The sequence below is a fragment of the Aquibacillus sediminis genome, assembly GCF_005870085.1.
GTDB classification, from domain to species: domain Bacteria; phylum Bacillota; class Bacilli; order Bacillales; family Amphibacillaceae; genus Aquibacillus_E; species Aquibacillus_E sediminis.
Genome location: NZ_SZNM01000001.1, coordinates 106,762 through 130,921, shown reverse-complemented (window position 1 = coordinate 130,921; position 24,160 = coordinate 106,762). Strand labels below are relative to the sequence as shown.

The window sequence follows — 24,160 nt, the reverse complement described above, 5'->3', positions numbered from 1 at the left end:
ATGACAAGGGTTTTAATTAGTAGTAAAATAGATTGAGGAAAATCTCCACTAATGGAGACTGGTTACGGGGAGGAACATGTATGGATATATCCAACAACAAGAAACTGAAATTACTTCTTCAACAAATAGAAATGCCAGAAGAATACATTCAAGACTATTTTGAAGATGGGGCTTTAGCAAAACTTGAAGTATTCACCCAAAATAAAGAATGGCATTTTCATATTAACCTTTCTAAAGTACTACCACCTCAAGTTTATCGTGTATTTTCTATGAAATTACAGGAAAACTTTTCTCACATTGCGCTTGTTAATTGGACATTGTATACAAATGATCAAACACTCAGTGAACAAGGTATTTGTGATTATTGGCAAAACTTCATCACAACGGTTAAGGATATGTCCCCGGCGTATAAGGACCTTGTTCATCAACAAAAGCCCCGTATTCAAGGGAATAAGTTGATGTTAACAGCTAGAAATGAAGCAGAAGCAAGTGCTCTTAAAAGACGGTTAGAACCAGCATTTAAACAGTATTGCCATCAAGTAGGTGCTGCTAACTTCACACTTGAAGTTGATGTAAAAACGCAACTAACGGAAATCGAGAAGTTCCGTGAACAGAAGGCAATAGAAGATCAAAAACTGGTTCAACAGGCAGTAAAAGACAAAGAGGAACGTGCTAAACAAAAGACAGATAACCAAAGTGACGGTCCAATCATGCTTGGATATCCAATTAAAGAGGAACCAGTAGCGATGGAAACGATTCTTGAAGAAGAACGTCGGATGGTAATTCAAGGTTATATTTTTGATGTAGATGTTAGAGAACTACGGTCAGGAAGGCATTTGCTTATTATTAAAGCAACGGATTATACAAGTTCGTTTTCAATTAAAATGTTCTCGAAAGGGGACCAAGACGCAGAAAAGTTCCAACAAATAAAAGCAGGAATGTGGATAAAAGCTCGAGGTAGTATCCAAACAGACTCATTTACAAACGAATTAACTATGATGACAACTGATATTAATGAAATCACACCTAAAACCAGACATGATGAAGCGCCAGAAGGAGAGAAAAGAGTAGAACTACATGCCCATACGACAATGAGTCAAATGGATGCCGTTGTATCAGCTTCTAAACTAGTAGAACAAGCGGCTAAGTGGGGGCATCCAGCCATCGCTATTACAGATCATGCTGTCGCTCAATCTTATCCTGAAGCATATGCGGCAGGTACGAAGCATGATATTAAGGTTATCTACGGGGTAGAGGCGAATATTGTCGATGACGGTGTGCCTATTGCTTATAATGAAGCTGATGTTTCGTTAGAAGATGCAACATATGTAGTGTTTGACGTGGAAACGACTGGACTCTCTGCTGTTTATGACACGATCATTGAACTTGCAGCGGTGAAGGTGAAAGGCGGCGATATTGTTGATCGATTCGAATCCTTTGCCAATCCACATCATCCATTGTCGCAAACAACGATCGATTTAACTGGAATTACCGATGATATGGTGAAAGATGCTCCTGAAGTAGATCAAGTACTAAAGGATTTCCATGAATGGATGGGAAATGATATTTTGGTAGCCCATAATGCAAGTTTTGACATGGGATTCCTCAATCAAGGTTTCCAAAAAATTGACTATGAAAAGGCCAGTAATCCAGTGATCGATACGTTAGAATTAGCAAGATATTTATACCCAGAATTAAAAAATCACCGTTTAAATACGTTATGTAAAAAATTAGATATTGAGCTAACTCAGCATCACCGCGCGATTTATGATGCAGAGGCTACTGGTTATTTATTATGGAAGTTAGTAAAAGAAGCAGCAAAGAATGATATAACAAACCATAATCAATTTAATAAACATATGGGGGAAGGAAATGCGTACCAACGTTCACGACCATTCCACGCAACATTGTTGGCACAGAATGAAGTTGGTTTGAAAAATATTTATAAACTTGTTTCTCTCGCACATATTGATTACTTTTATCGTGTTCCTAGAATACCAAGGTCTAAACTACAAGCCTTTCGTGAAGGTATATTAGTTGGTTCTGGATGTGATAAAGGCGAAGTATTTGAAACGATGATGCAAAAGTCTCAAGAGGAAGCAGAGAAGGTTGCTGACTTTTATGATTATATCGAGGTACAACCGCCATCTAATTACTACCATTTACTTGAAAAAGAACTTGTGCAAAATGAAGCACAAATTTATGATATTTTGAAAAACTTAGTCGAAATGGCGGAACGGATTGGAAAACCATGTGTGGCAACAGGAAACACCCATTATATCGAACCACATGATAAAATGTATCGCCAAATACTAATATCATCGCAAAGTGGAAATCCATTAAGTAGGCAGACATTGCCTGATGTCCATTTCCGTACAACAAATGAAATGATTGAGAGTTTTCATTTTCTGAAACCAGAAAAGGCAGAAGAAATTGTTGTGACAAATACACAAAAAATTGCTGAAGAAATTGAAAATGTTAAGCCTGTAAAAGAAGATCTCTACACCCCAAATATTGAAGGTGCTGATCAAGAAATCAGGGATTTAAGTTATAACTTCGCTAAAAACTTGTATGGAGACCCTATACCTGAACTTGTGGTAAATCGAATGGAAAAAGAATTAGAAAGTATTATTGGGCATGGTTTTGCTGTTATTTATTTAATTTCACAGAAACTGGTAAAGAAATCATTAGATGATGGTTATTTAGTTGGTTCACGTGGCTCAGTAGGCTCGTCACTAATTGCCACTTTCACAGAAATCACGGAAGTTAATCCATTACCACCACATTATGTATGCCCGAATTGCCAATACAATGAGTTTTTTAATGATGGGTCGGTAGGAAGTGGATTTGATTTGCCTGACAGAGATTGTCCAAAATGTGGAACAAGTCTCAAAAAAGATGGACAAGATATACCGTTTGAAACGTTCTTAGGATTTAAAGGGGATAAAGTACCCGATATTGATCTAAACTTTTCTGGAGCTTATCAACCGCGAGCACACCACTATACGAAAGTATTGTTTGGTGAAGATAAAGTATACCGTGCAGGAACGATTGGTACTGTCGCAGAAAAAACCGCTTATGGTTTTGTCAAAGGATATGCTAGTGATCATCAAATGCAAATAAAAAATGTCGAAGTCGATCGACTTGTGCAAGGTTGTACAGGAGTGAAGCGAACAACAGGACAACACCCTGGTGGGATTATTGTTGTACCTGATGATAAAGAAATTTATGATTTTTCACCAATTCAATACCCTGCAGATGATCGGAATTCGGAATGGAAGACAACCCATTTTGATTTCCATTCGATTCACGATAATTTATTAAAGCTAGATATTCTTGGACATGATGATCCGACCGTTATTCGGATGTTGCAAGATTTAAGTGGTATTGATCCACAAACAATTCCGACAGATGACGAAGAAGTAATGAAAATATTCTCCGGTCCTGAAGTATTAGGAGTTACCTCAGATCAAATCATGTGTAAAACAGGAACACTTGGAGTTCCTGAATTTGGAACCAATTTTGTAAGACAAATGCTAGAGGATACCAAACCAAAGACATTTGCTGAGCTAGTCATTATTTCGGGTTTATCTCATGGCACAGACGTTTGGTTAGGCAATGCACAGGACCTTATTAATGACGGGATTTGTGAATTACCAGATGTTATCGGTTGTCGTGATGATATTATGGTCTATTTATTGCACAAAGGACTAGATGCTTCCTTAGCTTTTAAGATTATGGAATTTGTTCGAAAAGGGAAAGGTCTACAAGATGAGTGGATTGTAGAAATGAAGAAACATGGTGTACCAGATTGGTATATTGAATCGTGTAAAAAAATTAAATATATGTTCCCAAAGGCTCACGCAGCCGCATATGTTTTGATGGCTATTCGGATTGCTTATTTTAAAGTTCATTATCCAATATTCTTTTATGCTGCTTACTTTTCAGTGCGAGCAGGTGACTTCGATTTAGATACAATGGTAAAAGGATCGGATGCTATACGGAAAAGAATTGAAGAAATTGCTGCAAAAGGATATGACGCTTCACCAAAAGAAAAAAGTTTATCAACAGTATTGGAAATTGCCCTTGAAATGAACGAAAGAGGCTTTTCGTTCCAAAAAGTGGATTTATACCGCTCGAGTGCGACAGATTTTATTGTGGACGGGGACACACTAATTCCTCCGTTTAATGCGGTGGATGGCTTAGGGACAAACGCAGCATTGAATATTGTGAAAGCAAGAGAAGAAGGGGAATTTTTATCTAAAGAGGATCTAAGAGAACGTAGTCGCATATCTAAGACTGTGCTTGAATATTTAGACAACCATGGATGTTTAGAAGGAATGGCAGATGCGAACCAGTTATCATTGTTTTAGTAAATAGTTAACAAATCAGAAAGAAATGTCGATCATTGTAACAATTCCTAAGAATAGCATAATCTTGCAATATTTTGGAACTTGTGGTATATTTTTTGTGGTAAGCAATGATACGTTCGAAAGAAAGAGTGGGGGCACCCCACTCTTTCTTCATACTTATTTCCTTTAAACTTGACTCCCTAGAGAAGAAATTTCCATGGGATTAGGATTGAATTGTTTCCCCTTGCCTATAGATTGTGGCAAGGGGTTTGTAATTCATGACGTTCCGTTCATTTTACTAAATGAAAGCTATTTAATTGAATATACTAACATCAATAACTTCAATCTAGGTGCAGGAGATTTATTATGAGGAACTTCATAAAGGAGGGTATAGATTGAGTAAAGTAATTGAACAGACAGAAATGTTAGTCCAACCAATACTGACAGATATGAATTTAGAACTTGTTGATATTGAATTTGAAAAAGAAGGAAAGAATTGGTTTTTACGTGTCTTTGTCGATAAAGATGGCGGCGTTGATATTGAGGAATGTGGGCAAGTATCCGAACAATTAAGCGAGAAGTTAGATGCACAGGATCCTGTTACATTTCCCTATTTCCTTGAAGTCTCCTCTCCAGGTGCAGAGAGGCCTTTAAAAAAACAAGCTGACTTTCAGAAAAATATTGGGAAGTCGATACATGTTAAACTATATGAACCGATCGATGGCGAGAAAGAGTTTCAAGGTGAGTTAAAAGCTATTGAAAATGATATGGTGACGTTAGAAATTAAAATAAAAACAAGAAAAAAGACCGTCGAAATACCATATCAGAAAATCGCAAAAGCCCGATTGGCAGTAACTTTTAATTAAGGGGGAAAAAACGTGAGCAGTGAGCTTTTTGATGCGATTCAATATTTGGAGAAGGAAAAAGGAATTGATAAAGATATTCTTATGGAAGCCCTTGAGGCTGCACTGATTTCTGCCTATAAAAAGAATTTTAAATCAGCAACTAATGTTCGTGTTGATTTAAATGAAGAATCTGGATCGATGCATGTATTTGCTCGAAAAGATGTGGTAGAAGAAGTCGAAGATACTCAACAACAGATTTCTCTAGACGAAGCACATACCATTAATCCTAATTATGAATTAGGTGATGTGATTGAAATAGAAGTCACGCCTAAAGACTTTGGTAGAATTGCGGCACAAGCTGCAAAACAAGTTGTAACACAACGTGTGCGTGAAGCAGAGCGGGGTGTTATCTTTAATGAATATGTGGATCGTGAAGAAGATGTAATGACTGGTATTATTCAACGGAAAGATAATCGATTTGTTTATGTACATTTAGGTAAGGTAGAGGCACGTTTACCTGAGAGTGAACAAATGCCAAATGAAGAGTATCATGTACATGATCGCATTAAAGTGTTTGTTACAAAAGTGGAAAGCACGAACAAAGGGCCACAAATATTTATTTCAAGAACACATCCAGGGTTACTTAAACGGTTATTTGAAATGGAAGTTCCAGAAATTTATGATGGAACAGTTGAAATATTGTCGGTAGCTCGTGAAGCAGGTGATCGTTCAAAAATATCTGTTCATGCAGAAAATCCAGAAGTAGATCCTGTAGGGTCTTGTGTTGGCCAACGTGGTCAAAGAGTACAAACGATTGTTGATGAATTAAAAGGTGAGAAAATCGATATTGTTGAGTACTCCGAGGATCCAGTTGTGTATGTTTCCAATGCATTAAGCCCTTCTAAAGTTGTCGAAGTGTTAGTAGATGAAGAAGAAAAAGCTACAACAGTTATAGTTCCAGATTATCAATTATCACTTGCGATTGGAAAAAGAGGACAAAATGCACGTCTTGCAGCAAAATTAACAGGTTGGAAAATTGATATTAAGAGTGAATCTGAAGCACGTGAAGAGGGGTTATTAACCCAATCATCAGAGGAAGAAATTAGTGACGACACTTATTCTGAGGTCGATGAAGATCTATTCGAATAAGGGGGAAACAAACAATGGCACGTAAAAACAAAAAAATACCACTACGAAAATGTGTGGTTACACAAGAGATGATGCCGAAACAGGAGTTAATTCGCGTGGTACGCAACAAAGATGGTGAAGTCTTTGTTGATGAAACGGGGAAAAAAAATGGCCGTGGGGCTTATTTAACTAAAAGTACGGATGTCATTGCATCTGCACAAAGAAATAAAATATTGGAACGTCATCTAAATGCGCAAATTGACGATTCAATTTACGAACAATTACAAATGATTGTAGAGGGTAAGAAAATTGAGTAAGGGTTATCTGAATTTGATAGGGCTTGCGTACCGTGCGAAAAAATGCACATTGGGAGAGGAGTCCATCATACGCGATATTCAGAAAAGAAAGGCGAAACTTGTACTTTTAGCTAGTGATACAGGACCACAGACTAGAAAAAAAATAGTTGATAAATGTTCTTATTATCAAATTCCTTTACGGATTGTAGATGATCGTGATACGATTTCACAAGCTATTGGAAAAACAGGTCGTGTTGCTGTCGCTATCTTAGATACAGGATTCGCCACTAAAATTACATCGTTACTCGATGAATCTATTCGGGGGTGAACGTATGAGTAAAACGCGCGTTTATGAATATGCAAAGGAAAAGAATGTATCTAGTAAGGAAGTTATTAATAAGTTAAAAGAATTACAAATTGAAGTATCTAATCATATGTCAACAATCTCAGATCAAACAAGAGAAAAATTAGACCAAGCATTTAATACAAATCATTCGAATACAAAATCGAATAATCAAGGTCAAACAAATACTAATAATAATAAGAAAAATTCCCAACCTAAGAACAACAAGAGTAAAACAAATAAAAAACAACAAACAACACAAAAAGGTAAGGGAAATAAACATATGAAAAATAATGATAAAAAACAAACTAATAATCAAGCGAAGCAGCAAGAAGCGGTAACAAAAATAACATATTCTGGAACATTAACCGTTGGAGATCTTGCGGAAAAATTAAATAAAGATGCAAGTGAAATTATTAAAAAGCTAATGTTTCTTGGTGTGATGGCAACAAAAAACCAGGATCTTGATGCAGATTCCATCGAGCTTATTTGTGAAGAATACGGTGTCGAGGTTGAACAAAAAGTAGAACTTGATGAAACAGATTTAGATAATTTCATTGAAGAAGATCATGAGGAAGATTTAGAAGAGCGTCCAGCCGTGATCACCATTATGGGACACGTTGACCATGGTAAAACAACACTACTTGATGCGATTCGTCACACCAAAGTGACGGAAGGTGAAGCTGGGGGGATTACCCAGCATATCGGTGCCTATCAAATCGAAGCGAATGATAAGAAGCTTACTTTCTTAGACACACCAGGGCACGCTGCTTTTACTAGTATGCGTTCACGTGGTGCACAAGTCACAGATATTGCAATACTTGTTGTTGCGGCTGATGATGGGGTTATGCCACAAACGGTTGAAGCAATTAACCACGCCAAAGCTGCAGAGGTTCCAATTATTGTCGCGGTGAACAAAATGGATAAAGAAGGGGCAAATCCAGACCGAGTGATGCAGGAATTAACAGAGCATGAATTAATTCCTGAAGACTGGGGTGGTAGTACGATCTTTGTTAATCTTTCTGCTATCAAACATGAGGGAATTGATGATTTAATTGAAATGATTCAACTAGTTGCAGAAGTGGAAGAATTAAAAGCGAATCCTAACCGTAATGCGAGCGGAACGGTTATTGAGGCTGAGTTAGACAAAGGCCGTGGTTCGGTTGCAACATTACTTGTACAAAACGGTACATTAAAAGTTCAAGATCCGATTGTCGTTGGCAATACATTTGGACGCGTACGTGCGATGGTCAATGATTTGGGTCGCCGTGTGCAAACTGCTGGTCCATCGACACCAGTGGAGATTACAGGGCTAAATGAAGTGCCTCAAGCCGGGGACCAGTTTATCGTGTTCAACGATGAGAAAAAAGCTCGTCAAATTGGTGAAGCACGTCAACAAAAACAAATTGAAGAAAAACGCGGAGATAAAGCGAAAGTTAGCCTAGATGATCTATTTGAACAAATTAAACAAGGTGATGTAAAAGATATTAATCTTATTGTGAAAGCAGATGTTCAAGGTTCTGCTGAAGCACTAGCCTCATCCCTTGAGAAAATTGATGTCGAAGGTGTAAAAGTAAATATTATTCATACAGGTGTAGGTGCGATTACCGAATCAGATATTATTTTAGCATCTGCTTCCAATGCGATTGTGATTGGTTTCAATGTCAGACCTGATGTAAACGCGAAAAAAGCAGCAGAAACTGAAGATGTTGATGTAAGGCTGCACCGTATTATTTACAAAGTAATAGAAGAAATTGAGTCCGCAATGAAAGGTATGCTTGACCCTGAATACCAAGAGAAAATTATTGGGCAAGCAGAAGTACGAGAAATATTTAAAGTCTCTAGAATCGGGACCATTGCAGGAAGCTATGTAACAGAAGGTAAAATCACTCGTGATGCTGGAGTCCGTGTGATTCGAGATGGAATTGTCATCTATGAAGGCGAAATCGATACACTGAAACGGTTTAAGGATGATGCCAAAGAAGTCGCTACAAACTATGAGTGTGGTATCACAATAGAGAAATTTAATGATATTAAAGAAGGCGACATATTAGAAGCATATATAATGGAAGAAATTAAACCTGTATGATTTTGTATGTAGAAGTAGAGTGCTTTATTTATGAAGCACAGTCATTAAAACAAAAACGTTCTGTTATAAAAAGAATAATAACAAGGATACAAAATGACTATAATATTGCTATAAGTGAAATAGCTTATCAAGACTTGTGGCAACGAACGCAATTTGGTTTAGTGACAATTTCAAGTAGTAAGGTTCAATCTGAAAGGGTGATCCAACAAGCTCTAGACTTGATGGATTCCTTTCCAGAACTTGAACGCACATTGACAAATACGGAATGGTTATAATGATTCCATTGGTATGAAAACTTATATAACATTCCCTCAAATATAGAAGAGGTGGTCGTTAATGAGTGATATAAGAGCAAATCGAGTTGGCGAGCAAATGAAAAAAGAACTAGGGGACATCATAGGAAGAAAAATTAAGGATCCTCGTGTTGGATTTGTTACCGTAACGGATGTAGAGGTTACAGGTGACTTGCAACAAGCAAAGGTTTTTATTTCCGTTCTTGGAGAAGATAAACAAAAGCAAGATACATTAATTGGTCTTGCAAAAGCAAAAGGGTTTATACGCTCTGAAATTGGTAAACGAATTCGTTTAAGAAAAACTCCTGAATTGTTTTTTGAATTTGATGAAGCGATTGAAACAGGGAATCGTATTGAGCATATTTTACGTGAGTTAAATGAATCAAACGAATGAAGTAATTAGACAAAACCCTTGTTTTTAACAAGGGTTTTGTCTATTATTAAGGAAAATTAGCAGGTGGAGGGATCCATACATGGATGGTATACTACCCTTATGGAAGCCAAAAGGACTTACTTCTCATGACTGTGTAATCAAGATCAGAAAATTATTTAAGACTAAAAAAGTAGGACATACTGGTACACTAGATCCCGAAGTGGAGGGAGTGCTACCTATTTGTATTGGACAAGCAACAAAAATTGTACCGTATCTAACGGAAACAACCAAAACATATATTGCAGAAATTTCGATAGGTAAAGCAACGGAAACAGAAGATGCACAAGGTAACGTAATAGAACAGCAGGAGATAGGTGAACAATTGGCTAAATCAGATATTGAACAAGTTTTACAAAACTTTGTTGGGAATATTGACCAGACACCACCTATGTATTCAGCTGTTAAAGTGAATGGGAAAAAATTATATGAATATGCAAGAGAAGGGAAAACAATTGAACGCCCACAGCGTACTGTGGTGATTCATCATCTAACGCTACTATCGGATGTAGAGCGAAAAAGTGAAACAGATTACAGATTTATGTTTGAAGTGAATTGTTCAAAAGGAACGTACATACGTACATTATGTGTCGATATAGGAAAAGCTTTAGGTTTCCCGGCTCATATGTCTAATTTAGTTCGAACACAAACAGGCTCCTTTCATAAGGCAAATACATATACATTTGCTCAAGTGGAACAAGCAACAGAACTAGATAAGCACAATCAGTTGCTCTCCCCCATCTCTCAAGGATTAGAGCATCTTGATACGTGGCAAGTAGATGCAAATTTGAAAGAAAAGGTATTACATGGACAAAAACTACATGTACCGAAGCAACCACTAAAAACCGATCCATTTAAAGTGGAATATAATGGACATTTATTAGCGATTTATCAAAATCATCCAAACAAAAGCGAATTGATCAAACCAGTTAAAGTGTTTCAAATGGAATAAAGAAAGTAGGTGAACATAGTGGAAACAATTAGATTAAGTTATCCACATCAATTACCGAAAGATCAAATCCCGGCATCTGTAGCTGCTATTGGTTTTTTTGATGGTATCCATCAAGGACATAGGCAAGTTATTCAAACTGCAATGAACAAAGCGAAGGAACTCAATGTTAAGAGTAGTGTGATTACTTTTTCTCCACATCCATCTGTAGTATTAAAACAGGAAAACAAACATGTAAACTATATTACACCCTTAGTCGAGAAACAAGAAATATTGAGAGCACTTGGTGTCGAGCGCTTATATGTGATAACGTTTAATGAAACACTATCACAGGTTGCTCCAGCACAATTTATTGATCACTTTATTCTTGATTTAAATATAAAGCATTTAGTTGCTGGGTTTGATTTCACATATGGACATAAAGGAAAGGGATCGATGGAAACGATTGCTGATCATGCAAAAGGTAGGTTTCAATATACTGTTATTGAAAAACAGACAAACAATGGTCAGAAAATTAGCTCCACAATAATTCGGGAATATATGGAAAATGGACAAGTTGATAAAGTTACTGAATTACTGGGGCGGGCGTTAACAGTGAGAGGTGTAGTGAATGAAGGAGACAAACGTGGGCGTACAATCGGTTATCCAACCGCAAATATAAGGCCATCGGCAAACTATTTATTGCCTAAGGTTGGGGTCTATGCAGTTGTCGTTAAATTTGACGGAAAAACTTATCCCGGTATGGCGAATTTAGGTTATAAACCCACTTTTCATGAAAATGTCGAAAAACCATCTATTGAAGTTCATATTTTTGATTATAAAGGGGATTTATATGGGCAAGAATTAATAATAGAATGGAAAAAATTCATTCGTGAAGAAAAAAAGTTTAATGGAATTGAGGAATTAGTAACCCAATTAAAAGAGGATGAGACAAAAATCCGCTCAGTTTTACAAGAAGAATAAATTTACTCTTGCATTTTCACAAAAAAAGTTGTAATCTTAATTACGGAAACCATCCGCTTGGCAATGCGAAGTACTCCGACGCTTGCTAGGGGAATGGGGATTTAAACATTATAGGAGGTGAACAGGATGGCAATCACACAAGAACGTAAAAATGAAATCATTAATGAGTACAAAACTCATGATACCGACACTGGATCTCCAGAGGTACAAATCGCTGTCCTAACGGAAGAAATTACAAACTTGAACGAGCACTTACGTGTTCACAAGAAAGATCACCACTCACGTCGTGGTCTATTAAAAATGGTAGGTAAACGTCGTAACTTATTAAACTACCTACGTGCAAAAGACGTAACACGTTATCGTGAACTTATTAAAAAACTTGGTTTACGTCGTTAATGTACTTAAAAGCGGGAGTATTCCCGCTTTTTCTGTACACAAAAATAGGTACATAGAGCTTTTCCTTGAGGATCAATCGGCTGAGAATTAAAAATTAGTTTAAACATTTCATAATCTTGGCTTTTTTGAACATCCTCATAAACAAGGGCACTCTTTTATTATTTACCTTGAGAGGAGTACAAGAAGTATGGCAGAAGAAAAGAAAGTATTCTCCACCGAAATAGCTGGTCAACCATTTACGGTTGAAATTGGAGAATTGGCTAAGCAAGCAAACGGAGCTTGCATGGTTCAATATGGTGATACATCTGTATTAGCTACAGCAACAGGCTCAAATGAACCAAAAGATTTACCGTTTTTTCCACTAACAGTGAACTATGAAGAGCGACTTTATGCTGTTGGTAAAATCCCTGGAGGTTTCATTAAACGAGAAGGACGTCCAAGTGAAAAGGCAATTTTAACGTCACGTTTAATTGACCGTCCAATTCGTCCATTGTTTCCTGATGGCTATCGTAATGAGGTGCAAGTCATCAGTACGGTAATGAGTGTAGACCAAAATAATCCATCTGAAATTGCAGCGATGATCGGTTCATCTCTTGCACTAGGTATTTCAGATATTCCGTTTGCAGGACCAATTGCAGGGGTTATTGTTGGAAGAGTGGACGGACAGTTCGTGATCAATCCAACGATTGAACAAGAAGAGAAGAGTGACATTCACCTAACCGTTGCAGGTACGAAAGATGCGATTAACATGGTAGAGGCTGGGGCAGATGAGGTTCCAGAAGAAGTAATGTTAGAAGCAATTATGTTTGGGCATGAAGAAATCAAAAGACTTGTTGCATTCCAAGAAGAAATAATTGCTGAAGTTGGAAAAGAGAAGATGGAAGTTACTTTGTTTGAGTTAGATGAAGCAATTACCACGGAAGTAGAAACTAAAGCAAAAGCGGATCTAGTTCAAGCAATTCAAGTGCAAGAAAAACATGCACGTGAAGAAGCGATTGAAACGGTTAAGAAACAGATTGTTGCTGAATATGAGGAAGCAGAAGAATCGACTATTAACCAAGTTAAGGGAGTTCTTGACAAGATTGTTAAAGAAGAGGTTCGTCGACTTATTACAAAAGAAAACGTCAGACCTGATGGACGTCAAATTGATGAGATCCGTCCACTATCTTCTCGCATTGGTGTGTTACCAAGAACGCACGGTTCTGGGTTGTTTACCAGAGGTCAAACGCAAGCACTAAGCGTATGTACACTAGGAGCACTTGGTGATGTGCAAATTCTAGATGGTTTAGACTTAGAAGAATCTAAGCGTTTCATGCACCATTATAACTTCCCACAATTCAGTGTTGGAGAAACTGGCCCAATCAGAGGTCCTGGCCGAAGAGAAATTGGTCATGGTGCATTAGGTGAACGTGCACTAGAAAAAGTGGTACCTTCTGAAAAAGAGTTTCCATACACAATCCGTCTTGTTTCAGAAGTATTAGAATCAAACGGTTCTACTTCACAAGCAAGTATTTGTGCAAGTACATTGGCAATGATGGATGCAGGTGTACCTATTAAATCACCGGTAGCTGGAATTGCAATGGGGCTAGTGAAATCAGGAGAAGATTACACGATTTTAAGTGACATTCAAGGCATGGAAGACCATTTAGGTGATATGGACTTTAAAGTTGCTGGTACCTCTGAAGGTGTTACAGCGCTACAAATGGATATTAAGATCGAAGGACTTTCAAAAGAGATTTTAGAAGAAGCATTAACACAAGCACAAAAAGGTCGTATGCATATCTTAAATCACATGCTTGAAACGATCGGTCAACCAAAAGAGGAACTATCTCAATATGCACCGAAAATCTTAACAATGAGTGTTAACCCAGATAAAATTCGTGATGTTATTGGACCAAGTGGTAAGCAAATCAATAAGATCATCGAAGAAACTGGAGTGAAAATTGATATTGAGCAAGATGGTAAAGTGTTCATCTCCTCCACAGAAATGGATATGAATAAAAAGGCTCAAAAAATCATTGAAGATTTAGTTCGTGAAGTCCAAGCTGGTGAAATGTATCTAGGTACTGTTAAACGAATTGAAAAGTTCGGCGCTTTTGTTGAATTATACAAAGGCAAAGAAGGGCTTGTTCACATTTCTGAGTTAGCTGAGGAAAGAATTGGCAAAGTCGAAGATGTAGTATCGATTGGTGATAAAATTATGGTTAAAGTAAAAGAAATCGATAAACAAGGAAGAGTAAACTTGTCAAGAAAAGCTGTATTAAAGGAAGAAAAGGAAAAAAGCGAAAAATCCAAGTCCTAAAAAAGTAAGAAGCTGGCAAGCCAGTTTCTTTTTTTATGGCTTTTTTTAAATTAGAAGGTTATTCATAGTTGATAGAAACACCGACGTAACTCTTTTTTGTGAATTATACTTTTTCCTGATTAAAACTAAGTGCTATATGATCGCTTCGGTAGAATAGTTCGCTTTCCATGGGCACGGCCTCAGCTAACTTCGTAAAGAAGCCCACTTTACTAAGTGGATCTTCGGCTCGCGCTGTTCCCAAAGGAGTCTCCGTATTCTACCTACGCTGTAGTAGTTTTCTTATTAACGTCAGATAAGATACCTAAAGCAATAGCTTGGTCTGGGTGTATTATCCATGTGAAAAGTGATTCTGTGTTCATATAATCAAGCAAAAGGCTATGAAATATTACGATACACACACCATAGCGGAGGAAATACACGGACTCTCCTAGGGCCCGGCAAGGGTCATACAGGCGTTGTCCGACAAGGACGGTTTTAGCCTGTAATCCTTAATGTATCCTAGATGAGACCCCGCAGTGAGGGACGAATGAGGACAAGGAAGGCTTCGACAGCGACTCATCGCACGCAGAAAATTGGGCTTTATTTTCAAGGAGGCTCATTAGCCACCCATGGAAAGCGTAGTGTATTTCCGCAGCGGAAGTCTAGCACTTACCTTTTTAAAATTGCAGAAATTACGATGTACGTCGGAGTTTATGTTTTTTATGACATAATACCTTTCATTATTCAATGAAAGGATTATGATCATTATTTGTACGGGAAACGTTCTACCTTGTCCCATTTTTTCATAGGCTTATGTGAGGGGGGATAGTGTGAAACGTTTAGTAATTCAATTTATCGCATTTATCATTTTGGCTACTATTGCATTTCAACCAGAGTTAAATCCTTTTGCAATTAAAAGTGAGGATTCCTATTCGCAACCTTCAGAACCTGTTTTACATAAAGAAGAAATATATAATAAAATTAAACAGAAGAGTCAAGAACTTGAGGAACCTCCTCAAGATGCTAAAATAGATAATGTATGGAAAAAGATGCCAGGTTTAAATGGCCTTAAAATTAATATTGAAAAATCATATGAAAAGATGAGTGAAAATGGTGAATTCGATCAATCCTTATTAATATATGAACAGGTTGAGCCTGAAGTATCGTTAGAGGATTTACCACCTTCTCCAATTTACCGAGGACATCCTGATAAACAAATGGTAGCTTTTCTAATTAATGTTGCATGGGGAACAGATAACATTCCAAGTATGTTAAATACCTTAAAAAAGCATGATGTAAAAGCTAATTTCTTTATCGAAGGAAAATGGGCAAGTAATAACACAAAATTAGTGAAAATGATTCAAGAAGAAGGGCATACAATTGGAAATCATGCCTATAATCATCCAGACATGAAACGTTTGTCAACTGCTCAAAATACAGAACAGATCGAAAGAACCAATGATATATTAGAAGCGATTACAGATGAACAGCCTAAATGGTTTGCACCACCGAGTGGAAGTTTTAATCAACAAGTAGTTGAAACGGCTTCTCAACTTGAAATGGAAACAATTTTATGGTCTGTTGATACGATAGATTGGCAAAAACCTTCCACTTCTGTTATGGTTAACCGAGTTATGGATAATCTACATCCAGGTGCGATGATCCTCATGCATCCAACAAATGTGGTCGAACAAGGGCTTGAGGAATTAATTTTAAACATCCAACAAAAAGGGTATAAAATTGTATCATTAGAAAAACTATTAAGTGAGAAAAGATAAACTGAATGATTGACGTTAATTAGGAGGAAGTGCTTTGTTAAAAAAACATACATGTCAAAATGGCCTACGTATTGTACTTGAAGACATTCCAGCGGTTAGATCAGTAACGATGGGTATTTGGATTCGTACAGGTTCTCGTAATGAAGATAGTAAAAACAATGGAATATCACACTTTTTGGAACATATGTTTTTTAAGGGGACAGAAAAGCGAACAGCACGAGATATTGCAGAAGCATTTGATGCAATTGGTGGTCAAGTAAATGCCTTTACTTCAAAAGAGTATACTTGTTTCTATGCAAAAGTGTTGGATACACATAAGGAATATGCATTAGAGATTCTTGCAGATATGTTTTTTCATTCAGCGTTTGATAAACAAGAGATGGAAAGAGAAAAGAATGTTGTACTAGAAGAAATAAAAATGTCTGAGGATACACCAGATGACATTGTGCATGATTTATTGTCAGAGGCTACTTATGGAAACCATCCATTAGCATTTCCGATACTTGGAACAGAGGAGATATTACGGTCGTTCACACCAGATGATTTACGAAACTATATGAACAAAAATTATACACCTAATAATATCGTAATATCAGTAGCTGGTAATGTGGAGGACACTTTTATTAGCGAAATAGAACAATATTTTGGAGAATTTGAAACAAATCAAGAAGGGTATCGTTATGAAAAACCAACGTTTGTAGCAGATCATATTCAACGTAAGAAAGAAACAGAACAGGCTCATCTTTGTATTGGATATAATGGGCTTTCCATCGATGATCAGGATGTTTATAGTTTAGTTGTGATGAACAATATTCTCGGTGGTAGTATGAGTTCACGATTATTTCAAGAAGTTCGCGAACAGCGTGGATTAGCGTATTCTGTGTTTTCTTATCATAGCTCATTTTTAGATAATGGACTGTTAACAATTTATGCTGGTACAGGCAAAAGCCAGTTGCCATTGTTAAAAGAAACGATTGAGCAAACCGTTGATGATCTAATGAAAAACGGTTTAACTGATAAGGAATTGACAAATAGTAAAGAACAATTAAAGGGTAGTTTAATGCTAAGTCTCGAGAGCACCAATAGTAGAATGAGCAGAAATGGTAAAAATGAACTGTTATTACAACGACATCGCACTTTGGATGAGATGATAGAAGCAATAGATGCTGTAAGTCACAGTTCCACATATAAAGTAATTCAACAAATGTTTAATGGCTCTTATTCCAGTGCATTAATATCACCGAAATAGGGCAACCGATGAGTTTTACTCATAGGTTGTTTTATGAGTGCATAATATACTAGTAGAATCTGATTGCGTTTTTGGCGGGTAGATAATGATAAATATTTCCTAATGGAGGGGTTGGATTGCGATATAAAGATCTTAGTGGAAAAGAAATTGTTAATGTCAAAAGCGGGACACGATTAGGTGTATTAGGGCAAACGGATCTTGAACTAAACGAAAAAACTGGACAAATTGAATCGTTTATTGTCCCAAATTATAGTTGGTTTGGAATGAAACGTGAAGGGGATAGCACCAGAATTAATTGGAAGGATATAAAAACAATTGGTGATGATATGATAATCATCGAATCATAGCTGGAATTGCCTTTATGATCTACTACAAGGTTGTACACAGTAGCTATATGATGTGCAATAACCTGTATTAGTTTTATGCTTTTAACAGTCCAGGGCACGTTTAGCACGTATTCGTGTACTGATTTCACACTTCAGAGTAAATCCAGGGCACATTTAGCTCATAAATATGTGCTGATTACCACTTCACAGCAGATCTAGAGGCTGATGATAACTTCGTCTATATGAAACGGAGTATTCTGCTGAAGCAATGAATCTGGTTTCAATTAGAGTTAGAAAGCAAAGTGTGTTCTTTTGCACTAACTTTTTCGTAGGATTTTGAAAAGGGTGTTTTGTAACTATGCCCTTTTAAAAAACAAGAAATATAACTCTAAAAAAATCTGCCATTCGTGGCAGATTTTTTTCATGCAAATAATCACTAACTAGTGAATGTATCATAAAATAACAAAGAAAAGTGATTACACCAGGTGAGGTGAAAAAATGGTACGAACGAAAAATATAGCTGTATTAGGCGGTGATGCTAGGTATTTAGAGATGATCAAAAATTTATCTAGATCATCCGATTTAACTATTCAGTTAGTAGGATTTAATCAATTAAATCAAGGATTTACGGACGTTAAACAAGTGGAATTAGAAGATTTACAAGTTACCGACCTTGATGCAGTCATCTTGCCTATTCCAGGTATTAATAAAGATGGGTATATTGAAACAGTCTTTTCTGATAAAAATATAAAATTAACTGTTGATTGGTTTAAAAAATTACCAAGTCATTGTCTTGTATTTAGCGGGATCGCAACCGAGTATTTAACAAACTGTGTGAAAGAAGCAAATCTTCAATTAGTGCCCCTTATGAACCGAAATGATGTGGCAATCTATAATTCGATTCCAACTGTTGAAGGGACAATAATGATTGCAATTCAAAATACAGACTTTACTATCCACTCATCTAAAGTTATTGTTCTCGGGTTAGGAAGAGTTGGATTAAGTGTCGCAAGTAAATTCTCTGGACTAGGGGCAGAGGTCATTGTTGGAGCAAGAAAAAAAGAGGATATCGCGAGAGCAAATGAAATGGGATTAAAGGCATTTCACATTAGTGAGTTAACTGCATATACTCCAAACTGTGACATCTTAATCAATACTGTTCCATCATTAGTAGTCGATGATGAGGCGATTAAACCGATGCAATCACACACATTAATTATTGATTTAGCTTCCAAACCTGGTGGTGTTGATTTTGACTATGCAAAGAAAAGAGGGATAAACGCATTACATTCTCTCGGTTTACCAGGGATGGTAGCACCAAAAACTGCTGGCGAAATTCTAGGCATTGTTATTGAACAAATTTTAAGAGAAGCGTTTCAGGGGAGGAAAAAATAACATGTCTTTAAAAGGTAAAAAAATCGGATTTGGAATAACAGGGTCACACTGCACCTATGATGATGTTTTTCCGCAAATTGAAAAGTTGATTGAATTGGGAGCAGAAGTCGTTCCTGTTGTTTCTTATACCGTACAAACAACAGATACCAAATTTGGTAAAGCAAAAGATCACCTGCAAAAAATAAAGGATATAACTGGTAGAGAGCCAATCACTACCATCGTTGATGCAGAACCTCTTGGTCCAATAGAGCCACTAGATTGTATGGTGCTTGCACCACTTACAGGTAATTCGATGAGTCGGTTGGCGAATGCGATTTCTGATAGCCCGGTGTTAATGGCAACGAAGGCAACGATGCGTAATGGTAATCCGATTGTGTTAGCTATTTCGACGAATGACGCATTAGGATTAAATGGCACGAACTTAATGCGGTTAATGTCAACCAAGCTCATGTACTTTGTGCCATATGGCCAGGACGATCCAATAAAAAAACCAAATTCTCTCGTATCAGATATGACGCTAATCCCAAAAACAATTGAACATGCATTAGAGTTTAAACAACTACAACCAGTCTTAATTGAACGAAACTAACATGTTAGATCCTTTCAATATCTTACTAGTATGTTAAAATATAGATTGATAATCTTTTTAAGCTAGTATAGGATGTTAACTAGTAAGAAAATTTTGAGAGGAGAAATAATGATGGCAAATCAACAAGGGTATAATGTAGCAGTAGTCGGTGCAACAGGTGCAGTAGGTCAAAAAATGTTAGAAACTTTAGAAAATAAGAATTTTCCAATCAAGCAATTAAGCTTACTTTCCTCAAGTCGTTCTGCAGGTACAAAACTAAATTTCAAAGGGGAAACATATACCGTACAAGAAGCAACGCCTGAAAGTTTTGAAGGTATCCAAGTTGCATTGTTTTCCGCAGGAGGATCTGTCTCTAAAAAACTAGCAGATGAGGCAGTGAAACGTGGAGCAGTTGTGGTTGATAATACGAGCGCTTTTCGTATGGATGAAAATGTCCCACTAGTCGTTCCTGAGGTAAACGAAGAAGATATAAAAGAACATAATGGGATAATCGCAAATCCAAACTGCTCCACAATTCAAATGGTTGCAGCTCTTAAGCCAATTCAAGAACAATATGGACTTTCTAAGGTGATTGTGTCCACTTATCAAGCTGTATCTGGAGCAGGGAATGCTGCAACAGAGGAATTAAGAAGCCAAACACAGGATTTCTTAGATGGGGAAGAATTAAAACCTGAATTATTGCCTGTTGCAGGTGATAAAAATCATTATCCAATTGCTTTTAACGCATTGCCTCAAATCGATGTATTCCAAGATAATGGCTATACGTTTGAGGAAATGAAAATGATAAATGAAACGAAGAAAATCATGCATGCTCCTACACTACCAGTAGCAGCAACTTGTGTACGATTACCTTTCTTCACATCTCATGCGGAAAGTGTGTATGTGGAAATTGATAAGGACGACGTACAAGTGGCAGACATTCAACAAGCATTAAGCAATGCAGATGGTATCGTATTAGAGGATGACCCATCTACACAAACCTATCCAACACCATTAAGCGCTGCTGGAAAAAGTGATGTATTTGTTGGTAGAGTAAGAAAGGATCTTGATAATCCAAAAGGTTTCCACTTATGGGTTGTTTCTGATAACCTTCTAAAAGGAGCAGCATGGAATTCTGTTCAAATTGCAGAGGCACTTGTTAAAAATAAATTGATCTAACTTCGAGGTGTCAACAACATGAAGATTTTAGTTCAGAAATTTGGTGGAACATCTGTAAAAGATAAAAGCTCAAGACAACACGCGATAAACCATATAAGTCAGGCAATTAGTGAGGGCTATAAAGTGGTGGTTGTTGTATCAGCCATGGGAAGGTACCCTGCCCCTTATGCAACAGACTCCCTACTAGAGTTGATTGAGTATCCTGAAGGTAAGGTTAGTCCAAGGGAACAAGATTTACTACTATCATGTGGAGAAACCATTTCATCCGTTGTTCTCTCCCATGAATTAAATAGGGATGGGATTTCTGCTTTAGGATTAACAGGGGCACAAGCTGGCCTGATCACGAATGAAGACTTTACTGAAGCTAAAATCAAAACTATCAAAGTAGATCGTATCTATCAAGAATTAGAACAACACGATGTTGTCGTTGTTGCTGGATTTCAAGGGAAGACAACTAGTGGCGAGATCACAACAATCGGTCGAGGAGGCAGTGACACATCAGCAGCTGCACTTGGTGTGGCATTATCTGCTGATTTCATCGATGTGTTTACGGATGTTGATGGTATAATGACCGCAGATCCACGTCTAGTTCAGTCTGCGCAAGCCTTAAAAACCGTTACCTATGCAGAAATGTGTCATCTTGCTTACCAAGGTGCAAAGGTGATCCATCCAAGAGCAGTTGAGATTGCACAAGGTGCAAAGGTTCCTATACGCGTTCGCTCAACAGAAACTAAAGATGAAGGAACGCTTGTAACGGATCAAGCATCATCCGAACTGAAAGGACCACTTCAACCAATGTCGGACCGTCTTGTGACGGGAATTGCGCATATGTCTGGTATCACACAAATCAAGGTAAATGATAATCAAAAAGCATATCAGCTACATTCAAAAGTATTTAAAGCAATGGCCGAAGCAGGTATTTCTATCGACTTTATTAACATTTCTCCAACTGGGGTTATCTATACGATTCCTGAAACATTTACTAACCAAGCAGTAGCGTTACTCCAAGCACTTGGATTACAACCAGAATTAACAAAACAATGTGCAAAAGTTTCCGTTATTGGTGCAGGTATGACAGGAATACCAGGTGTAACTGCTAAAATAGTGCAAACACTAACAGATGCTGGTATTCAAATTTTACAGTCAGCTGACAGTCATACAACCATTTGGGTGCTTATTCATGAACAAGATGTTGAAAAAGCTGTAAATGATCTTCATCGAGCCTTTCAATTAGGTGGAATGGCAAATCATCTAAGTTTGAAGGAGGATGATGAGCCGTTCAATCATCTTAACGTGTAACCTATTGTTTGTATGTGATGTTTAAAGTTGCAGATGAAAGGAGACTACTTCATCATGAATTTTGGGAAAGTACTAACAGCTATGGTAACCCCATTTGATCAAGACCAACATATCGATTTTAATAGAACAACTGAGTTGGTCAACTATTTAATCGATCATGGATCTGATGGTTTGGTCATATCTGGTACAACTGGGGAATCTCCTACACTTTCGCTTAAAGAAAGATTGCAGTTGTTTGAGCATGTTGTTAAAGTCGTAGATAAACGGGTACCTGTTATTGCTGGTACTGGAGATAACAACACAAAAGATTCGATTGCTTTTACAAAAGAGGCGGAAAAAACAGGGGTAGATGCATCCTTATTAGTAAATCCGTATTATAATAAACCTAGTCAGCAAGGGTTGCTTGAACATTTTACAGCGATCGCTAATGAAACTAAACTTCCAATTATGTTATATAACATACCAAGTCGAACCGCCGTACAAATGTCAGTAGATACCGTTGTACAGTTATCACAAGTTTCGAACATTGTTTCTATTAAAGAATCTAGTGGTGACCTAGATGCTGTATCGGAAATCATTGAACGAACAGATGAAGGATTTACGGTTTATAGTGGGGACGATAGTTTGACACTACCGATTCTGTCTGTCGGTGGCGATGGCGTTGTTTCAGTTGCTGCCCATGTAATTGGTGACGAAATGAAGCAAATGATTGAAGCCTTTGAAGTAGGGGATGTAAAAACAGCAGCAAAAATACATCGAGAACTTTTACCTATTATGAATGCAATGTTTTTGTCACCCTCACCTACTCCTGTTAAGGAAGCATTACAATTGAAAGGGATTAATGTTGGTGATGTTCGATTGCCACTTGTTCCCCTTTCATTTGAACAACGAAAGACTTTAGAGCAAATATTGGAAAATCGATAAAACGATGGCCATTAGGTCATCGTTTTTTTTTACATACTTTACTATCACCTGTATGTATCTTTATTCTTTGTTCATACTAGTAATATGGATAAGAAAGGAGTTTTGAACGATGTCAGATAAACAGTTACCAAATAAAGATGATCAAAATCAGGATCAATCAGGATCATCATCAATAGTACAAAAAATTCAACAATTAGGGCAGTCATCTGTACCAACAGCACCTGATTCAAATATTCATGTGTTATCGGTTATTGGTCAAATTGAAGGGCATGTCCAATTACCCCCTCAAAATAAGACAACGAAATACGAACATTTGATACCTCAAATCATTGCAATTGAACAAAATCCAAAAATTGAAGGCGTTATAGTTTTACTTAATACAGTAGGTGGCGATGTGGAAGCAGGGTTAGCTTTATCAGAAATGTTAGCATCGCTATCCAAACCAACTGTTTCAATCGTTTTAGGGGGAGGCCATTCGATAGGTGTGCCGATCGCTACATCAGCTAATTATTCGTTTATTGCTCCCACTGCAACAATGACCATTCACCCAGTACGATTAACAGGCTTAGTGATTGGTGTACCACAAACATTTGAATATATTGATAAAATGCAGGAAAGAGTTATTCAATTCGTTACCGAGCATTCCGATATTAAAGAAGAAAAATTTAAGGAGTTAATGTTTGATAAAGGAAACTTAACACGTGATATTGGGACGAATGTAATCGGTACGGATGCTGTTGAATATGGATTGATTGATGCAATAGGTGGGGTAAAGGAAGCAATGGAAAAATTAAATGATCTAATCAAAGAAAATAAAGACGGTGAGGAGACGATGCTTCAATGATCCTTTATACACCTCTTAGTGAACAAGATATTTTCCCAACCGAACAAACAAGCTATGATAGTTGTCAAACCATTCAAGTGAACGGGCGAATGGTTCAAGCTGAACGGTTGGATGATGGCAGTTACCGGGTTGTACAATTACTCTCGACAGATCCACAGGATTATTTAAATTCGGCTTTTACACCTGGTGAGATCATTAAATGATATTAGGCACACGGTAATCATTTGCCAATT

At 37.2% G+C, this 24,160-nt stretch carries 22 protein-coding genes; all 22 read left to right on the top strand.

Features of this window, described 5'->3' with window-relative positions; translation table 11 throughout:
• The first annotated feature begins 80 nt into the window (after nucleotides 1-80).
• The 22 genes from FCI53_RS00575 (at nucleotide 81) to FCI53_RS00475 (ending at nucleotide 24,130) form a co-directional block, all read left to right on the top strand.
• On the top strand, nucleotides 81-4,373 hold the full coding sequence (locus tag FCI53_RS00575) for a PolC-type DNA polymerase III (protein WP_138414767.1): 4,293 nt from the start codon (nucleotides 81-83) through the stop codon (nucleotides 4,371-4,373).
• A gap of 374 nt (nucleotides 4,374-4,747) precedes the next feature.
• Nucleotides 4,748-5,218, top strand: coding sequence for a ribosome maturation factor RimP (gene rimP, locus FCI53_RS00570; RefSeq protein WP_138414765.1), 471 nt, complete (start codon nucleotides 4,748-4,750; stop codon nucleotides 5,216-5,218).
• Between the two features lie 12 nt (nucleotides 5,219-5,230).
• Nucleotides 5,231-6,346, top strand: coding sequence for a transcription termination factor NusA (nusA, locus tag FCI53_RS00565; RefSeq protein WP_138414763.1), 1,116 nt, complete (start codon nucleotides 5,231-5,233; stop codon nucleotides 6,344-6,346).
• A gap of 14 nt (nucleotides 6,347-6,360) precedes the next feature.
• Nucleotides 6,361-6,642: an RNase P modulator RnpM gene (gene rnpM / locus FCI53_RS00560; RefSeq protein WP_138414761.1), complete on the top strand. Its 282-nt coding sequence runs from the start codon at nucleotides 6,361-6,363 to the stop codon at nucleotides 6,640-6,642.
• Nucleotides 6,635-6,949 carry a YlxQ family RNA-binding protein gene (locus FCI53_RS00555; protein WP_138414759.1) on the top strand — a complete coding sequence of 105 codons (315 nt, stop codon included), beginning with the start codon at nucleotides 6,635-6,637 and terminating at the stop codon, nucleotides 6,947-6,949. Before rnpM ends, FCI53_RS00555 begins: the two co-directional genes overlap by 8 nt.
• A 4-nt stretch (nucleotides 6,950-6,953) precedes the next feature.
• Complete coding sequence (gene infB / locus FCI53_RS00550) at nucleotides 6,954-9,053, top strand: translation initiation factor IF-2 (protein ID WP_138414757.1); 2,100 nt, start codon at nucleotides 6,954-6,956, stop codon at nucleotides 9,051-9,053.
• Nucleotides 9,050-9,328 (top strand): DUF503 domain-containing protein, encoded by a 279-nt coding sequence (locus tag FCI53_RS00545; protein WP_138414756.1) that lies wholly within the window; start codon nucleotides 9,050-9,052, stop codon nucleotides 9,326-9,328. The genes infB and FCI53_RS00545 overlap by 4 nt, the downstream gene beginning before the upstream one ends.
• A gap of 61 nt (nucleotides 9,329-9,389) precedes the next feature.
• Nucleotides 9,390-9,740, top strand: a complete 351-nt coding sequence (rbfA, locus tag FCI53_RS00540; RefSeq protein WP_138414755.1) for a 30S ribosome-binding factor RbfA — start codon at nucleotides 9,390-9,392, stop codon at nucleotides 9,738-9,740.
• Between the two features lie 79 nt (nucleotides 9,741-9,819).
• Entirely contained in the window at nucleotides 9,820-10,728 is a 909-nt protein-coding gene (gene truB / locus FCI53_RS21645; RefSeq protein WP_210238478.1) for a tRNA pseudouridine(55) synthase TruB, read from the top strand.
• Between the two features lie 18 nt (nucleotides 10,729-10,746).
• Entirely contained in the window at nucleotides 10,747-11,688 is a 942-nt protein-coding gene (locus FCI53_RS21640) for a bifunctional riboflavin kinase/FAD synthetase (RefSeq protein WP_210238477.1), read from the top strand.
• A gap of 126 nt (nucleotides 11,689-11,814) precedes the next feature.
• Complete coding sequence (gene rpsO / locus FCI53_RS00530; RefSeq protein ID WP_138414753.1) at nucleotides 11,815-12,084, top strand: 30S ribosomal protein S15; 270 nt, start codon at nucleotides 11,815-11,817, stop codon at nucleotides 12,082-12,084.
• A gap of 187 nt (nucleotides 12,085-12,271) precedes the next feature.
• On the top strand, nucleotides 12,272-14,386 hold the full coding sequence (locus FCI53_RS00525) for a polyribonucleotide nucleotidyltransferase (RefSeq protein WP_138414751.1): 2,115 nt from the start codon (nucleotides 12,272-12,274) through the stop codon (nucleotides 14,384-14,386).
• Between the two features lie 809 nt (nucleotides 14,387-15,195).
• Complete coding sequence (locus FCI53_RS00520) at nucleotides 15,196-16,143, top strand: polysaccharide deacetylase family protein (RefSeq protein WP_138414749.1); 948 nt, start codon at nucleotides 15,196-15,198, stop codon at nucleotides 16,141-16,143.
• Between the two features lie 34 nt (nucleotides 16,144-16,177).
• A complete protein-coding gene (locus FCI53_RS00515) occupies nucleotides 16,178-17,392 on the top strand; it encodes a M16 family metallopeptidase (RefSeq protein ID WP_138414747.1) in 1,215 nt (404 codons plus the stop codon).
• Between the two features lie 116 nt (nucleotides 17,393-17,508).
• The gene (locus tag FCI53_RS00510; protein ID WP_138414745.1) at nucleotides 17,509-17,739 is read left to right on the top strand and encodes a YlmC/YmxH family sporulation protein; all 231 of its coding nucleotides are present in this window, start codon (nucleotides 17,509-17,511) and stop codon (nucleotides 17,737-17,739) included.
• A 477-nt stretch (nucleotides 17,740-18,216) separates the two neighbouring features.
• Entirely contained in the window at nucleotides 18,217-19,113 is an 897-nt protein-coding gene (gene dpaA, locus FCI53_RS00505; protein ID WP_138414743.1) for a dipicolinic acid synthetase subunit A, read from the top strand.
• A gap of 1 nt (nucleotide 19,114) precedes the next feature.
• Complete coding sequence (locus FCI53_RS00500; protein WP_138414741.1) at nucleotides 19,115-19,702, top strand: dipicolinate synthase subunit B; 588 nt, start codon at nucleotides 19,115-19,117, stop codon at nucleotides 19,700-19,702.
• A 108-nt stretch (nucleotides 19,703-19,810) separates the two neighbouring features.
• Nucleotides 19,811-20,860: an aspartate-semialdehyde dehydrogenase gene (gene asd / locus FCI53_RS00495; protein ID WP_425457151.1), complete on the top strand. Its 1,050-nt coding sequence runs from the start codon at nucleotides 19,811-19,813 to the stop codon at nucleotides 20,858-20,860.
• Between the two features lie 18 nt (nucleotides 20,861-20,878).
• Complete coding sequence (gene dapG, locus FCI53_RS00490; protein ID WP_138414737.1) at nucleotides 20,879-22,159, top strand: aspartate kinase; 1,281 nt, start codon at nucleotides 20,879-20,881, stop codon at nucleotides 22,157-22,159.
• Nucleotides 22,160-22,213: 54 nt separating this feature from the next.
• Nucleotides 22,214-23,083, top strand: a complete 870-nt coding sequence (gene dapA / locus FCI53_RS00485) for a 4-hydroxy-tetrahydrodipicolinate synthase (RefSeq protein ID WP_138414735.1) — start codon at nucleotides 22,214-22,216, stop codon at nucleotides 23,081-23,083.
• 109 nt (nucleotides 23,084-23,192) lie between these two features.
• Entirely contained in the window at nucleotides 23,193-23,927 is a 735-nt protein-coding gene (locus FCI53_RS00480) for a ClpP family protease (protein WP_138414733.1), read from the top strand.
• Nucleotides 23,924-24,130, top strand: a complete 207-nt coding sequence (locus FCI53_RS00475; protein ID WP_138414731.1) for a YlzJ-like family protein — start codon at nucleotides 23,924-23,926, stop codon at nucleotides 24,128-24,130. The genes FCI53_RS00480 and FCI53_RS00475 overlap by 4 nt, the downstream gene beginning before the upstream one ends.
• Nucleotides 24,131-24,160: the final 30 nt, after the last annotated feature.